The sequence below is a fragment of the Paraburkholderia graminis C4D1M genome (assembly GCF_000172415.1).
GTDB classification, from domain to species: domain Bacteria; phylum Pseudomonadota; class Gammaproteobacteria; order Burkholderiales; family Burkholderiaceae; genus Paraburkholderia; species Paraburkholderia graminis.
Genome location: NZ_ABLD01000036.1, coordinates 1 through 15216 on the forward strand (window position 1 = coordinate 1; position 15216 = coordinate 15216).

Annotated in this window: 13 protein-coding genes and 1 pseudogene; 4 read left to right on the top strand and 10 right to left on the bottom strand. The window is 63.5% G+C overall.

Annotated elements, in window-relative coordinates; translation table 11 throughout:
- Positions 1-530 precede the first annotated feature (530 nt).
- Complete coding sequence (locus BGRAMDRAFT_RS30425; RefSeq protein WP_006052754.1) at positions 531-2126, top strand: APC family permease; 1596 nt, start codon at positions 531-533, stop codon at positions 2124-2126.
- A 127-nt stretch (positions 2127-2253) separates the two neighbouring features.
- Here the strand turns inward: BGRAMDRAFT_RS30425 and BGRAMDRAFT_RS30430 are convergent, their stop codons facing one another.
- From BGRAMDRAFT_RS30430 to BGRAMDRAFT_RS30460, 7 genes and pseudogenes are all read right to left on the bottom strand, one after another.
- On the bottom strand, positions 2254-3039 hold the full coding sequence (locus BGRAMDRAFT_RS30430; RefSeq protein WP_006052755.1) for a DODA-type extradiol aromatic ring-opening family dioxygenase: 786 nt from the start codon (positions 3037-3039) through the stop codon (positions 2254-2256).
- A gap of 134 nt (positions 3040-3173) precedes the next feature.
- The gene (locus BGRAMDRAFT_RS30435; protein WP_006052756.1) at positions 3174-3776 is read right to left on the bottom strand and encodes a UbiX family flavin prenyltransferase; all 603 of its coding nucleotides are present in this window, start codon (positions 3774-3776) and stop codon (positions 3174-3176) included.
- A gap of 40 nt (positions 3777-3816) precedes the next feature.
- Positions 3817-4128, bottom strand: a complete 312-nt coding sequence (gene grxD, locus BGRAMDRAFT_RS30440) for a Grx4 family monothiol glutaredoxin (protein ID WP_006052757.1) — start codon at positions 4126-4128, stop codon at positions 3817-3819.
- A 157-nt stretch (positions 4129-4285) separates the two neighbouring features.
- Entirely contained in the window at positions 4286-5152 is an 867-nt protein-coding gene (prmC, locus tag BGRAMDRAFT_RS30445; RefSeq protein ID WP_006052758.1) for a peptide chain release factor N(5)-glutamine methyltransferase, read from the bottom strand.
- 6 nt (positions 5153-5158) lie between these two features.
- A complete protein-coding gene (gene prfA, locus BGRAMDRAFT_RS30450) occupies positions 5159-6241 on the bottom strand; it encodes a peptide chain release factor 1 (protein ID WP_006052759.1) in 1083 nt (360 codons plus the stop codon).
- A gap of 128 nt (positions 6242-6369) precedes the next feature.
- Entirely contained in the window at positions 6370-7656 is a 1287-nt protein-coding gene (hemA, locus tag BGRAMDRAFT_RS30455) for a glutamyl-tRNA reductase (RefSeq protein WP_006052760.1), read from the bottom strand.
- An 88-nt stretch (positions 7657-7744) separates the two neighbouring features.
- Positions 7745-8456 (bottom strand): annotated as a pseudogene (locus tag BGRAMDRAFT_RS30460) (response regulator transcription factor).
- 199 nt (positions 8457-8655) lie between these two features.
- Here BGRAMDRAFT_RS30460 and BGRAMDRAFT_RS30465 point away from each other — a divergent pair.
- Genes BGRAMDRAFT_RS30465 through BGRAMDRAFT_RS30475 form a run of 3 tightly spaced genes read left to right on the top strand, consistent with a single transcriptional unit; the run spans position 8656 to position 11453 of the window.
- Complete coding sequence (locus BGRAMDRAFT_RS30465) at positions 8656-8937, top strand: hypothetical protein (RefSeq protein WP_006052762.1); 282 nt, start codon at positions 8656-8658, stop codon at positions 8935-8937.
- Between the two features lie 19 nt (positions 8938-8956).
- On the top strand, positions 8957-10771 hold the full coding sequence (locus BGRAMDRAFT_RS30470; protein ID WP_006052763.1) for an aminopeptidase P family protein: 1815 nt from the start codon (positions 8957-8959) through the stop codon (positions 10769-10771).
- A gap of 58 nt (positions 10772-10829) precedes the next feature.
- The gene (locus BGRAMDRAFT_RS30475) at positions 10830-11453 is read left to right on the top strand and encodes an HAD family hydrolase (RefSeq protein WP_006052764.1); all 624 of its coding nucleotides are present in this window, start codon (positions 10830-10832) and stop codon (positions 11451-11453) included.
- A gap of 76 nt (positions 11454-11529) precedes the next feature.
- Here BGRAMDRAFT_RS30475 and BGRAMDRAFT_RS30480 read toward each other — a convergent pair whose 3' ends face one another.
- The 3 genes from BGRAMDRAFT_RS30480 to BGRAMDRAFT_RS30490 all read right to left on the bottom strand — a co-directional run bounded on the left by BGRAMDRAFT_RS30480 (position 11530) and on the right by BGRAMDRAFT_RS30490 (position 15185).
- On the bottom strand, positions 11530-12654 hold the full coding sequence (locus tag BGRAMDRAFT_RS30480; protein ID WP_006052765.1) for a DUF748 domain-containing protein: 1125 nt from the start codon (positions 12652-12654) through the stop codon (positions 11530-11532).
- Positions 12655-12997: 343 nt separating this feature from the next.
- A complete protein-coding gene (gene ettA, locus BGRAMDRAFT_RS30485) occupies positions 12998-14665 on the bottom strand; it encodes an energy-dependent translational throttle protein EttA (RefSeq protein ID WP_006052766.1) in 1668 nt (555 codons plus the stop codon).
- 217 nt (positions 14666-14882) lie between these two features.
- Complete coding sequence (locus tag BGRAMDRAFT_RS30490; protein WP_006052767.1) at positions 14883-15185, bottom strand: DUF3761 domain-containing protein; 303 nt, start codon at positions 15183-15185, stop codon at positions 14883-14885.
- Positions 15186-15216 lie beyond the last annotated feature (31 nt).

Sequence of the window (15216 nt, forward strand, 5' to 3'; positions counted from 1 at the left end):
TCGTGCGGATTTCCGAGAATGCGGGACAGATCTTCGCGCCGCCGTCCGGGTGATGAGCCAAGCCCTTTGCGTCATTGACCACTTGCGGTTCCGGTTTCCATATTACTTGTTCCTAAAAGATGGTGAATAAGGCCGAAGCCCGTTGAGTGCATGAAAATCAAGGAAGGGGGTAATGGGACCAACCGGAGTACCGTTGATGGGCGAACTACGAAAGACCAATTCACTCGCCGCTTGAAATCCTGCCCGAACGTTATACGGCGATTTCGAGAGAAGGTCAACACTCGGCCCCCAACTTTACAAAAATTCGCGATACCGCCCCGAAAAGTTGCTTACAAAGCTTGCGGAGCGGGTGGATTTTTTGCTAGGGAGAACCCTTAGTTTCACTGCAGGCGCCGGGTGCAACCGTTAAACTACGCGCCCGCGCCGGTTGCACCATTGGGATAACCGTCGCGCATACATGCGCGTCACCCGTTTTCTCGTCATAAGCGCGATTCATGGGGTGCCGACGTGGTTCTGAAACAGGAGAAGACGTGAAAAGTTCTATACAACGGAACATCGGGCCCTTCGCACTCATGCTGACCGGCCTGGGTTCGATCATCGGCTCGGGCTGGCTGTTCGGCGCGTGGAAGGCCGCGAAAATCGCGGGCCCGGCGTCGATCTGCGCGTGGATCATCGGCGCCGTCGTGATTCTCGCGATCGCGCTGACCTACGCCGAGCTGGGCGCGATGTTCCCGGAATCGGGCGGCATGGTGCGCTACGCGCGCTATTCGCACGGCGCGCTGGTGGGCTTCATCAGCGCGTGGGCCAACTGGATCGCCATTGTTTCGGTGATTCCGATCGAGGCCGAAGCATCCATTCAATACATGAGCACGTGGCCGTATCCGTGGGCGCATGCTTTATTCGTCGATGGCTCGTTGACTACGACCGGGCTGCTACTCTCGGCGGTCCTCGTAGTTATCTATTTCCTGCTGAACTACTGGGGCGTGAAGCTGTTCGCGCGCGCCAACTCGGCCATCACGATCTTCAAGTTTCTGATTCCGGGCGCGACCATCCTCGGACTGATGCTGACGGGCTTCCACAAGGAAAACTTCGGCGAAGTGAGCACGTTTGCGCCGTATGGCTGGTCGGCGGTGCTGACGGCGGTCGCGACAAGCGGCATCGTGTTCGCATTCAACGGTTTCCAAAGCCCGATCAACCTGGCGGGTGAAGCGCGCAATCCGGCCAAAAGCGTGCCGTTCGCAGTGATCGGCTCGATCCTGCTCGCGCTCGTCATCTACGTGTTGCTGCAGGTCGCGTATATCGGCGCCGTCAGCCCGACTGACGTGATGAAGGGCTGGAGCCACTTCAATTTCGCTTCGCCGTTCGCGGAACTGGCGATCGCGCTGAACCTGAACTGGCTCGCGATTCTGCTGTACGTCGACGCCTTCGTCAGCCCGAGCGGCACCGGCACGACCTACATGGCGACCACCACGCGCATGATCTACGCGATGGAGCGCAACAACACGATGCCGAAGATTTTCGGCAGCGTGCATCCGTTCTACGGCGTGCCGCGTCCGGCGATGTGGTTCAACCTGCTGGTCTCGTTCATCTTCCTGTTCTTCTTCCGCGGATGGAGCTCGCTCGCGGCGGTGATTTCGGTTGCGACCGTGATCTCGTACCTGACCGGCCCGATCAGCCTGATGGCGCTGCGCCGCGCGGCGACGGACCTCGAGCGGCCGCTGCACATCCCCGGCATGCAAGTGATCGCGCCGTTCGCGTTCGTATGCGCGTCGCTGATTCTGTACTGGGCGAAGTGGCCGCTGACGGGCGAAATCATTCTGCTGATGGTCGTCGCGCTGCCGGTGTACTTCTACTTCCAGGCGAAGTCGGGCTTCGGCGGCTGGGGCCGCGACCTGAAGGCGGCGTGGTGGCTGGTCGCCTATTTGCCGGTGATGGCGATCCTGTCGCTCATCGGCAGCAAGGAGTTCGGCGGTCGTGGCGTCCTGCCGTACGGCTGGGACATGCTGGTCGTGATCGCGTTCTCGCTCGTCTTCTATTACTGGGGCGTGAATAGCGGCTATCGCTCGGAGTATCTGGAAGAGCGTCAGACGCACGACGAAGTGCTCGAAGGAATGGGCGCGCATTGAGTTGCCGCGCTGCGCCGGGCGGTTGATGGCCTGGCTGCATGCTAAAAAAGCCCGTCTGAGTTTTTGCTCAGGCGGGCTTTTGTTTTTGCCGCGGACGCCGCGAGTCGTTCTTTGTCGGGCCCGGCGCTCAGGCCGTGCCGAACACGTAGTTCGTCATGGCGAGCGAGCGCTGATAGGTGCCGAGCGATTGAATTGCCAGCGAGTAATCGTCGTCGGCGGCACCGAGCGCTGCGAAGACCGGCAGCAGATGCTCGTCGGTCGGGTGCATCAGCACCGCATGCGGCGCCTTCTGGCGATAGTCGAGCAACGCGTCGATGTCGCGCGCGGCGAGCCGTGCTTCGAACCAGTCGGTGAATTCGGCGACGCGCGGGTCGGCATCTTCCGGCCGCGCGGAAAAATCGGCGGCGCGCAGATTGTGCGTGATCTGGCCCGAGCCGATCACCATCACGCCGTCGTCCCTCAACGCGCGCAGCGCGCGGCCGACCCGAAAGTGATGCGCGGCGTCGAGGCGCGGTTGGATCGACAACTGCGCGACGGGCACGTCCGCATCCGGAAACATCAGCAGCATCGGCACCCATGCGCCGTGGTCGAGCCCGTGCGGCTCTTCGCCGGCGTGCATGCCGCTGTCGCGAAGCAGCGCGGCGGCGCGTCGCGCGAGATCGGCCGCGCCGGGCGCCGGATACTGGATCTCATATAACTGGCGCGGAAACCCGTAGAAATCGTGGATGGTTTCCGGCTTTGTGGCGGTGCTCGCGACAGGCTGCGCGGTGCCCCAATGCGCGGATAGCATCAACACGGACTCGGGACGCGGCAATTGCGCGCTCAGCGTCGCAAACTCGGCGGACGGCAGCGACGGATCGATCGGCAGCGTCGGCGCGCCGTGGGAGAGAAAAAGCGAAGGCAAGCGGTTCATGGCAGCGACGCGCTGCGAGGCGCGGACGAAGTTCGGTTGCTGTCAATATAGAGCCCCACCGTCGTTTGATAAACGGGTGAAAGCGGAATTGATTGTCTTGCGGTGGTTGGTAATCGTGATGGACGGACGACCGATTATTCCTGGTCACCGCCTCGTAATCCGGCCCACGCCGGCGATAGCGCCGGTCCCAACGCAAACAGATCCAGCACGCGGGCAACCGTGTGATCGACCATGTCGTCAATCGTCGCTGGTTGGTTGTAAAACGCAGGCAAGGGCGGAAAGATCACGCCACCCATCTCCGTCACCGCCGTCATATTGCGCAGATGCGCGAGATTGAACGGCGTTTCGCGCACCAGCAGCACGAGCCGGCGGCGCTCCTTGAGGGTGACGTCGGCGGCGCGGGTGATCAGGTTGTCGGAGAAACCATGTGCGACGCTCGCGAGCGTTTTCATCGAACACGGCGCGACGACCATGCCGTCCGTCGCAAACGAACCGGACGCGATGCTCGCGCCCACGTCGCGCACCGAATGGACGACGTCCGCGAGCGGATGCACGTCTTCCTTGGACAACTGCAATTCGTGCCGGATATTGAGCCAGCCGGCGCTCGAAATCAGCAGATGACTTTCGACGCCGCCTAGCTTGCGCAACGTCTGAAGCAAGCGGATGCCGTAAATGGCGCCGGTCGCGCCGGTGATGGCGACGATCAGCCGGCGTGGCGCCGCAGCGCGTGTTTCCATGACTGGCGGCGCCTCGTAGGAACAGCTTCGGACTGGACGATCAGGCCGCGGCGAACAGTTGCTGCAATTCGCCCGATTCGTACATTTCCATCATGATGTCCGAGCCGCCGACGAATTCGCCCTTCACATAAAGCTGCGGAATGGTCGGCCAGTTCGAGAACTGCTTGATGCCCTGGCGAACTTCGTCGTCTTCGAGGACGTTGACCGTCTTGAACTCGTTGACATTGCACGCCTTCAGGATCTGGATGGCGCGGCCGGAAAAGCCGCACATCGGGAACTGGGCGCTGCCCTTCATGAAGAGCACGACGTTGTTTTCGTCGACGATTTGCTTGATGCGTTGTTGCGTATCCATGACTGACCTTGCGGTTCCGAGTATGTGTAGGGAATAGGCTGAAATGATAGCGGATTTCGCCCGCACCGGCCGACGGCCGCTTTTTCCATCCGCGCGTTGCGGCTATTGCGGCGGCTTGCGTCAGCGAGCCTGCTGACATATCAGCAAGTCTGCGTGTTCAGGCAAGCCGCCCGCCGCTGATTCGCTCAATGCCCGCAAGGTCGCGCTCCGATCTGACATCCACGAAGCCTTGCGCTGTCAGAAGTTCGCGGACGGCTTCGGCCTGATTGTAGCCGTGCTCCATCCACAGAACGCCGCGCGCGGCAAGACGCGCGGGCGCGCCGGCGACGATCGCGCGGATCGCGCTGAGGCCGTCGGCTTCGTCGGTGAGCGCGCCGCGCGGCTCGTAGCGCAAGTCGCCTTGCTCCAGATGCGGGTCGCCGCTCGCGATATACGGCGGGTTGCTCACGATCACGTCAAAGCGCAGCGCCGTATCCAGCGAGCCGTACCAGTCGCTTTGCGCGAACGTCACGGCGCCGCCTGCCCGCTTCGCATCCAGCAGACGCGCGGCGTTGCGCGCCGCGACCGCGAGCGCTTCCGCCGAACGGTCGAGCGCGGTCACTTGCGCGTCCGGGCGCATCGACGCAATCGCCACTGCAATGGCGCCCGTGCCGGTGCCGAGATCGAGCACGCGCGGGCGCGGAAGATTTTCCATCGCCGTGAGCGCCGTTTCGACCAGCAATTCGGTCTCCGGACGCGGAATCAGCACATGCGGCGTCACCTCGAATTCAAGCCCGAAGAACTCGCGGACGCCGACAATTTGCGCAATCGGCTCGCCGGCCACGCGCCGCGCCTGCAACGCGAGATAACGCTCGACGCACTCGCTGTCGAGCGCTTCGTCCGCGCGCGTGATCAACTGCGTATGGCGCCAGCCGAGCACATGCGTGAGCAAAATGCGCGCTTCGAGCGGCGGCAGCGGCGAGGCGCGCAACAACGCCGCGGGCGTGGCCGCCTGGTCGCGATTGGGCGGCGCGTTCGCGGTCATCGGCGCTTAATCCGCGTCGCCGAGCGAAGCAAGCAGCTCCGCCTGATGTTCGCTGACGAGCGCGCTGATCAGTTCGTCGAGATCGCCGTCCATGATTGCATCGAGGCGATACAGCGTCAGATTGATCCGATGATCTGTCAGACGCCCTTGCGGGAAGTTGTAGGTGCGAATCCGCTCCGAGCGATCGCCCGAGCCGATCAGACTCTTGCGCGTCGCCGCTTCTTTCGCCTGCTGCTCGTGCGACTGCTTGTCCTTGATGCGCGCCGCGAGCACCTTCAGCGCGCGGTCCTTGTTCTTGTGCTGCGAGCGGTCGTCCTGACATTCGACGACGATGCCCGTCGGCAAGTGCGTGACGCGCACGGCCGAATCCGTCTTGTTGATGTGCTGACCGCCCGCGCCCGACGCCCGGAACGTGTCGATGCGCAGATCGGCCGGATTGATTTCGACTTCGCCGATCTCGTCGGCTTCCGGCATGACCGCCACCGTGCACGCGGACGTGTGAATGCGGCCCTGCGTTTCGGTTGCCGGCACGCGCTGCACGCGATGGCCGCCGGACTCGAACTTCAGCTTCGAATATGCGGCTTCGCCCGCGATCCGCACGATCACTTCCTTATAGCCGCCCAGATCGGATTCGCTCGCCGACATCATCTCGACCTGCCAGCGGTTGCGCTCGGCGTAGCGCAAATACATGCGCAACAGGTCGCCTGCAAAAAGCGCGGACTCGTCGCCGCCGGTGCCGGCGCGAATTTCGAGGAAGATGTTGCGGTCGTCGTTCGGATCTTTCGGCAACAGCATCTTCTGCAGTTCGCCGCCGAGCTGTTCCATGCGCTCACGCGCCGCGCGAATTTCCTCTTCGGCGAATTCGCGCATGGAGATGTCCGTCAGCAGTTCCTGCGCGGTGGCGGCGTCGTGCATGGCCTGGCGCCACAGCGCGTATTGCTCGACGACGGGCCCAAGCTCGGCGTGTTCGCGCGTGAGCTTGCGATATTGATCGAGGTTCGAGGTGATGTCCTCGCGGCTTAACAGATCGTTCAGTTCGGCCAGCCGTGTCGTCAGCTGGTCGAGCTTGCGTTGCATGCTCGTTTTCATCGGGCGGGTATCGGAGCGGGCTCCGGAAGGACAGCAACCAGGAAAATGGGCGGATGCCCGGAACAGAAGCATGTGGCGGGCCACTGCGAGGCCACCGGCGGGTGGCGCGGACGAGGCGGTGCGCGCCGCTAACGTTCCGAGGAGCCGGAGTGTTTGTAGAAGCCGCCCATCAGTTCGATGAGCGTGTCGCGGTTTTCACCGCTCGCGCGGTTAAGCGCGTGAGTGGGACCGTGAATCAGCTTGTTGGTCAGCGCTTGCGAAAGCGCCTCGATCACCGCGGCAGGATCGTCGCCGCGCGCGAGCATTTTCTGCGCGCGTTCGACTTCGGCCCGGCGCAGCACGTCGGCTTGCGTATGCATGTGACGGATCACCGGCACGATGCTGCGCGCCTCGAGCCACTGCATGAAATTCTGCACGCGCGTTTCGATGATCGCTTCGGCCTGCGCAACCGCGGCCTGGCGCGACGCATTCCCTTCGCGGACAATCGCGCCGAGGTCGTCGACGGTATACAGGAACACGTCTTCCAGCTTGCCGACTTCCGGTTCGATGTCGCGCGGAACCGCCAGATCGACCATGAAGATCGGCCGATGCCGGCGCGCCTTGACCGCGCGCTCGACCGCGCCCAGGCCGATGATCGGCAACGTGGAAGCCGTGCACGACACGATGATGTCGAACTCGTGCATGCGCGTCGGCAAGTCCGACAGCGGAATGGCCCGGCCGTTGAAGCGCTCCGCGAGCCGCGTGCCGCGCTCGGCCGTGCGGTTCGCGACCACGAGTTCACGGGGCTGCTGCGCGGCGAAGTGCGTGGCGCACAGCTCGATCATTTCGCCGGCGCCGATGAACAGCACGCGCTGGTTCGACACCTTGTCGAAAATACGTTGCGCGAGCCGCACGGCAGCGGCTGCCATCGAAACCGACTGCGCGCCGATTTCGGTCGTGCTGCGCACTTCTTTTGCGACGGCGAACGTGCGCTGGAACAACTGGTTCAGATAAGTGCCGAGCGCGCCTGCTTCGGACGCGGTGCGCACGGCGTCCTTCATTTGTCCGACGATTTGCGTTTCGCCGAGCACCATCGAATCGAGGCCCGAGGCGACGCGAAAGGCGTGACGCACGGCTTCCGACTGCGGCAGCGCGTAGACGTGCGGCGCAAGTTCCTCGATGGGCAGGTTGTGATACCGCGACAGCCATTGGATCGCGGCTTCGCGCGCGGCCTGGTCGTCGGTCGCGCAATAGAGTTCGGTGCGATTGCAGGTGGAGAGAATCGCCGCTTCAGGCGCCGAGCGGGCCGTGCCGCCGAGCCAGACGCTCTTGAAGGTGTCCAGTGCAGGCTTGATCTGTTCGAGCGGAAACGCCACGCGTTCGCGCAAGGCGACAGGCGCTGTGTGGTGATTGATTCCGATCGTTAAGAGCTGCATGCTGGGGAGCTATGGTTTAGCCCCATATTATAGCGTTTTCGCGATTCTTACTCGCTGCACCTCGCACCCGCGCCGCTTATGCCGGCCATCAGGCCGGTGCGGCAGCGCCTTCCACGGAAAATGCGTCGAGCTGATAGCCGTAGCCGTACAGCGGCGCAAGCGAATAGCCAAATTCCGGGCGCAATTCGAGCTTGGACCGCACGCGCGACGCGTGCGTGTCGACGGTGCGCGACTTTACGTCGCGGCGCCGTGCCCACACGGTTTCCATGATGTGCGCGCGCGACACCGGGCCGCGACAAATTGGTGAACAGCAGCAGCGCGAAGCGGAACTCCTTCGGCGTCAGCGTGACCACGCGGTTGCGGAACGTGACGGCGAAGTTGGCGGCGTCGAACGTATAGCCGCGAATCACGTCGTGCCGTCGATTGGGCGGCCGGCGCAAGCCTGCGCGCCGCAGCAGCGCGTCGACGCGCGCGAGCGTTTCCGGGCCGCGTACCGGCTTGGCGAGACAGTCGTCGGCGCCCGCGTGCAGCACGGCGACGATCTGGCTTTCGCGCGGCTCCGTCATCATCACGATGACCGGCAGGCTCGGCAGGAGCGCGCGGGCGCGTGCGATCACATCTTCGGCGGAATGGTCGCCGGTCCAGTTTTCGGTAATCAGCAGATCGAAGAATTGGTCCGCGGCTTGCGCGAGGAACGGGGCGCTCGTGGCGAAGTGCTGACACACGTGGCCGCCGGCGAACATGAGCCGGGTGACCAACTGGGCGTGCCGCGGGTCCGGCTCGATAAGGGCGATTCGCATGCGCGCAATCCACTTGACGACGGCCAGGAACCAGGCTTTTCCGTAAGGCCTCCAGCTTGCCTAACATCACCCCGACCCCTAAACTCAACCGCTGTGCGGAAAGCGCCGTGCTGATTTTTTGAGAAGAGACAAAAATGCTAGCTGTCGTTGTGCCTCGCGCCCATGAGACAAATCCGAAACTGCGCGAGTCCATCCGCTGATGGGCTGGGCTGGAATCGTCGTACTCGGAGCCGCAATCGGCTTCGCGGGTTGGTGGTTGCATCCGCTGCGCCGCTTGAACAACGCCGGCCGCTCCGGCGGCTCGAAAGGCGCCCGCCTATGGGTGGCGCTGCTGGCCGGCGTGCTGGGCGCGAGCGTCTCGCGCATGGCCGGCAATGTGACCGGTCTTTTCCATGACGGCGAGATACTGGAATGGCCTGTGTGCACGGCCGTCGCCATGATCGCCGTCGCCGTGACGGTCGGCTTGCTTTCCCGTCGATGAATACTTGCAGGTGACCTCCATGAATGCCCGACTTCCCCAAACTTCCTCCATCCCCGAACGGCTCGCCGGCTTGCGCAGCGCGATGGCGCGCGAAGGCGTCGCCGCTTACCTCGTGCCGTCTGCGGACCCGCATTTGTCCGAATATCTGCCGGGGCGTTGGCAGGGCCGCGAATGGCTGTCCGGCTTCACCGGCTCGGCGGGCACGCTGATCGTCACGGCCGACTTCGCGGGCGTCTGGACCGATAGCCGCTACTGGGAGCAGGCCAATGCGCAACTGGCCGGCAGCGGCGTTCAGCTCATGAAGATGACCGGTGGTCAGCAGACCGCGCCGCATTTCGAATGGCTCGCTGAAAACGTGGCGCCGGGCGGCACCGTCGGTGTGGACGGCGCCGTGCTCGGCGTGGCGGCGGCGCGCGCTCTGACTCAGGCGCTCACGGCGCGCGGCGTGAAGCTGCGCACCGACGTCGATCTGTTCGACGGCATCTGGCCGCAGCGCCCGTCGCTGCCCGATGCGGCGGTGTTCGAACACACCGAGCCGCATGCAAGCGTCGCGCGTTCGGAAAAGCTCGCACAGGTCCGTCGCGCAATGGCGGAAAAGGGCGCGCAGTGGCACTTCATTTCCACGCTCGACGACCTTGCGTGGCTCTTCAATCTGCGCGGCGCCGACGTCAGCTTCAACCCGGTTTTCGTCGCGCATGCGCTGATCGGCGAACACGGCGCGTCGCTTTTCGTTTCCGACGGCAAGGTGCCGCCCGCGCTCGCCGAAGCGCTCGCGCGCGACGGCGTCAATGTCGAGCCCTACGCGAAAGCGGCCGATGCGCTCGCCGCGCTGCCGGCCGGCAGCACCTTGTTGATCGACCCGCGCCGCATCACGTACGGCTCGCTGCAATCGGTGCCGTCGACGGTGAAGGTGGTCGAGGCGGTCAATCCGTCCACCTTCTTCAAGTCGCGCAAGACCGAAGCCGAGGCGAAGCACGTGCGCGAGACGATGGAGCAGGACGGCGCGGCGCTCGCCGAATTCTTCGCGTGGTTCGAAAGCGCGCTCGGCCGCGAGACGATCACCGAGCTCACTATCGACGAACGTCTGACGGCCGCGCGCGCACGTCGGCCGGGTTTCGTGTCGTTGAGCTTTGCGACCATTGCGGGCTTCAACGCGAACGGCGCGATGCCGCACTATCGCGCGACTCGGGAATCGCATTCGGTGATCGAGGGCAACGGCCTGTTGCTGATCGACTCCGGCGCGCAGTATCTGAGCGGAACGACCGACATCACGCGCGTGGTGCCGATCGGCACGATCAGCGACGCACAGCGGCGCGATTTCACGATCGTGCTGAAGGGCACCATGGCGCTGTCGCGCGCGAAGTTTCCGCGCGGCATCCGCTCGCCGATGCTCGACGCCATCGCGCGCGCGCCGATCTGGGAAGCCGGTGCCGACTACGGTCACGGCACGGGCCACGGTGTCGGCTATTTCCTGAACGTTCACGAAGGCCCGCAAGTAATCGCGCACTACGCGCCGGCCGAACCGTGGACGGCGATGGAAGAAGGCATGATCACGTCGATCGAACCGGGCGTCTACCGGCCAGGCAAGTGGGGTGTGCGGATCGAGAATCTGGTGCTGAACGTGCCCGCCGGTCAGACCGAATTCGGCGACTTCCTCGAGTTCGAGACGCTCACGCTGTGCCCGATCGACACGCGCTGCCTCGACTTGTCGCTGCTGCGCGACGACGAACGCGCGTGGCTCAACAGCTATCACGAGACGGTGCGCACGCGCCTCGCGCCGCATGTTTCCGGCGACGCGAAGACGTGGCTCGAACTGCGCACGCAGCCTGTCTGAGCAGCAACCGTATAACGACGCATAACGACGTTTAACGAAGCATAGCCACGGAGAGCGCATGGCCATCAAGGCAGTGGTGTTCGATTTCGGCGGCGTGCTGATCGACTGGAATCCCGAGTACCTGTATCGGCAACTGATTCCAGACGAAGCCGAGCGCCGCTGGTTTCTGACTCACGTGTGCTCGATGGATTGGGTGGTTCGCCAGGACGGCGGCCAGCCCATCGCCGAGGCCACGGCCGAACTCATCGCGCGGTTCCCCGATCACGAAGCGCTGATCCGCGCGTTTTACGAGCGCTGGCACGAAATGGTGGCCGGCGTGCTGGACGACGGCGTCGCGATCATGGAAAAGCTCGAGGCCGCCGAGGTGCCGCTCTTCGGCCTGACGAACTGGTCGGCCGAGACCTTTCCTTATGCGTGGGAAAACTACCCGGTGCTGCGGCGCTTTCGCGACATCATCGTGTCGGGGCGGGTAGGTCTGGTGAAGCCCGATCCGGCCATCTTCGCGGCCATGCTAGAGCGGATTCACGCGCAAATGCCGGGCATCGAACCGTCCGAACTCGTCTTTATCGACGACAACCCGAAGAACGCCGCAGCCGCTACGGCGCTCGGCTGGTACGGCGTGCATCACGTCAGCGCCGCGCAGACCGAAGCGAGGCTGCGCGAACTGGGGTTGCCGGTTTGACTAGACGCGCGTGGCAAACGCAGAGCGCTTGGACGCATCCGCTTGCGCGCCGTGTTCGCCACGCGGTTTGATCCGCTCACTGCCCCAGCAAATTCTTCAACGCATTTCCCAGGCCTTTTACCGTTTCGCCCGCGCCTTTCGCCACGCCTTCCACGCTGACGCCCAGCGCTTTCGCGAAGCCAGCGGCGATGCGCGTCGTCAGTCCTTCCTGCACCGAAAATTTCGGGTCGCGCAAGTTGCCGTCGAGCACGAAGTGCAGCGTGATGTCGCCGTTGTGCGCCTTGAGCGCGGCAACCGCGGCCTTCGTCGGAATGGACATGAACGTGTCGAGCGGATTGCCCGTGTCCGCAAGTTGCAACTGATGAACCGTGATCGTGCCGGGCGCGTGCAACTGATAATTGCGCACTGACGACTCGATGCTCATGTCGATCGTGCCGCTTGTCACTTGCGCCTTCGCGCCGGCTTTCTTAACGAGATACGGATCGAGCATGACGACGTCGACGCCGCGCAGTGTGCTGGTCGTCTGCGAATCCTTGCTGGCGATTTTGATCCAGCCGCTGAACGTCACCGTGCCGGTGTGCGACGGCCCTTTGATCGAGCCTCTGACATTGACGTTGGTCGGCTCCGTGAGCGCGGGCAGACGAATGTTGTCGACGGTCGCGTTCGCGTCGCTCACCGTCACCTTGTAGGCCGGCGACCCGACCGTCATGTCGTAGAAATGAAAGCGGCCCTGCTCGAAACTGATGTGATCGACCTGCTTGTCGCGCGGCATCGAACTCGCTGATGCGGCACCTGCGTCGTCCTTAGTGCTGTTGACCGATTGACGCAGATTCGGCAGCAGACGGATCGTGCCGTTTTGCGTGCGCAGCACCGCCATGTCGAAACCGCGCACTGTCACGCTGCGGATATGCATGCGGCGCTGGAGTAGATCGCGGATGTCCGGCGTCAGGATGATCTCGTCCGCTCTCAACGGATCGCCGGCGGGCCAGCCGGGCGGCGGCCTCAATAGAACGTTACTGAGGTGCACCGAGGTCACGCCGACGTCGATGCTTTGCGCGCTGCCGAGCGGACCGAGTGCGGCTATTACTCGCGCTTTCACTTCGCGCTGCGCGTATTGCAGCAGGCCGAATGCAATAACGACGAGCACGACCAGCACGCTGCTCGCGGCAACGATCCAGCGTTGGCTCTTCGACATTGCCATGCTTGTTCCCTCGTCACCGCAACGTGCGTGCAGTGTGATCAAGATGAATGCGCGCCGTCCAATACAAGTCGCGCGGACGACATATAGCACGCGCAACGGAGCAATGCGTGTGCCGTGTCGCATGTCGCCGATGTCTGGCGTAGGTGAAGGGTATCGAAGGAGGGTAGGGAGTTGCTGCGAAGAACGGCTGAGCGTGCCGGGCACGCACGCTGACCGTTTGCAAAGCTGAGGGGATAACTGCGCCAAGTGCGGCCTGCTCGTCTTCCGACAAGCAGACCGCTTTTCGCGCAGCTTCTGACGCGGTGAACCTTTAACGCCGTGTACCTTTAACGCCGCGTGAACCTTAACGCGTGATCGGCTTATACCGCAGACGCTTCGGACGCGCCGCTTCTTCACCCAGGCGTGCGCGCTTGTCCGCTTCATACTCCTGGTAATTACCGTCGAAGAACGTGATTTGCGAATCGCCTTCGAACGCGAGAATGTGCGTCGCGATCCGGTCGAGGAACCAGCGGTCGTGCGAAATCACCATCACCGAGCCGGCGAATTCGAGCAATGCGTCTTCGAGCGCGCGCAGCGTTTCGACGTCGAGATCGTTCGACGGTTCGTCGAGCAGCAGCACATTGCCGCCCGCAATCAACGTCTTCGCGAGATGCAGACGGCCGCGCTCGCCGCCCGACAGATTGCCGACCGTCTTCTGCTGATCGCCGCCCTTGAAGTTGAAGCGGCCAATGTAGGCACGCGACGGCGTCTCGTACTTGCCGACCGTCAGCACATCGGCGCCGCCGGAAATCTCTTCGAACACGGTCTTGGTCGAATCCAGCGCGTCGCGGCTCTGGTCGACGTAAGCGAGCTTCACCGTCGGTCCCATGACGATCTCGCCCGAATCCGGCTGTTCGCGGCCAGTCAGCATGCGAAACAGCGTGGACTTACCCGCGCCGTTCGGACCGATGATGCCGACAATCGCGCCCGCCGGCACCTTGAAGCTCACGTTGTCGAGCAGCAGCCGGTCGCCATACGACTTGCTGACGTTCTTGAACTCGATCACTTCATTGCCGAGGCGGTCGCCGACCGGAATGAAGATTTCCTGCGTTTCATTGCGCTTCTGATAATCCTGGCTGTTCAGTTCCTCGAAGCGCGCAATACGCGCCTTCGACTTCGCCTGACGGCCCTTCGGATTCTGGCGCACCCATTCCAGTTCTTTCTTGATCGCCTTCTGACGCGCGGATTCCGACGCTTCTTCCTGCTTCAGGCGCTCTTCCTTCTGATCGAGCCAACTGCTGTAGTTGCCCTTCCACGGAATGCCGTGGCCGCGGTCGAGTTCGAGAATCCACTCGGCCGCGTTATCGAGGAAGTAGCGATCGTGCGTGACCGCGACGACGGTGCCTGGAAAGCGCGTGAGGAACTGTTCGAGCCAGTCGACCGATTCCGCGTCGAGGTGGTTGGTCGGCTCGTCGAGCAGCAGCATGTCGGGCTTTTCGAGCAGCAGCTTGCACAGCGCGACGCGGCGCTTTTCGCCGCCCGACAGATGTTCGATTTTCGCGTCCCAGGCCGGCAGACGCAGCGCGTCGGCGGCGATCTCGATCTGCTGTTCGGCGCTGCCGCCGTCGGTGGTCGCGAGAATTGCTTCGTACTTCGCCTGCTCGGCGGCGAGCGCGTCGAAGTCCGCGTCCGGTTCCGCGTAGGCCGCGTAAATCTCATCGAGCTTCTTCTGCGCGTTGAACACGTCGCCGAGACCTTCTTCGACGGTTTCGCGCACCGTCTTGTTCGGATCGAGCTGCGGTTCTTGCGGCAGATAGCCGATGTTCAGATTCGGCATCGGCGTGGCTTCGCCTTCGATGTCCTTGTCCACGCCGGCCATGATGCGGATCAGCGTCGACTTGCCCGAGCCGTTCAGGCCGAGCAGGCCGATCTTCGCGCCGGGGAAAAACGACAGCGAGATGTCTTTCAGGATTTGACGCTTGGGCGGCACGATCTTGCCAACCCGGTTCATGGTGAAGACGTATTGGGCCATTTGCTTGTGTGCTTGATAGACGTTGACGACGCCGGCCGCGTTCGGGCGGGCAGCCGTGGGTGGATCGGTAATCGGTGTGTGCCGGGGCGGCGTCGAACACGCTCTCAGCGCAACGACGCGAGCACGCCGGGTGCAAATCGCATTGTACTTCGGCAGGGGAGTGCGGGCGGTAGCGCGGCTTGCGGCTTGTGTCAGTTCGCGCGCAGCGGCGGTGAAATCACAGCCAGCTTGCTACGCCGCCGTGCCGCGAGCAGGTGCCGCTGTGGTGCCGGCTGAAGCTGTAGGTGCCGTCGCGGCAGCGGGCGGTCGCGCCGTCGGGCGCCTTGCCCGAGAGTGAGCGGGCCGGCGCGTGTACCGTGTTGCCGTCGCGATTCGTGTAGGTGTTGTGATTGCTGAGGTCGGCTTCGTCGGGCGTTGTGCCTGGCGCGACGTACGCGAATGCCGGCGAGATGCTCAACGATAGCGTCAGCAACAGCGCAACCGATGCGCCACGGGCGGTTCTAAGACCAATACCTTGCATGGCGTTAGAGATCGTTCTTGTAGTTGTGAGT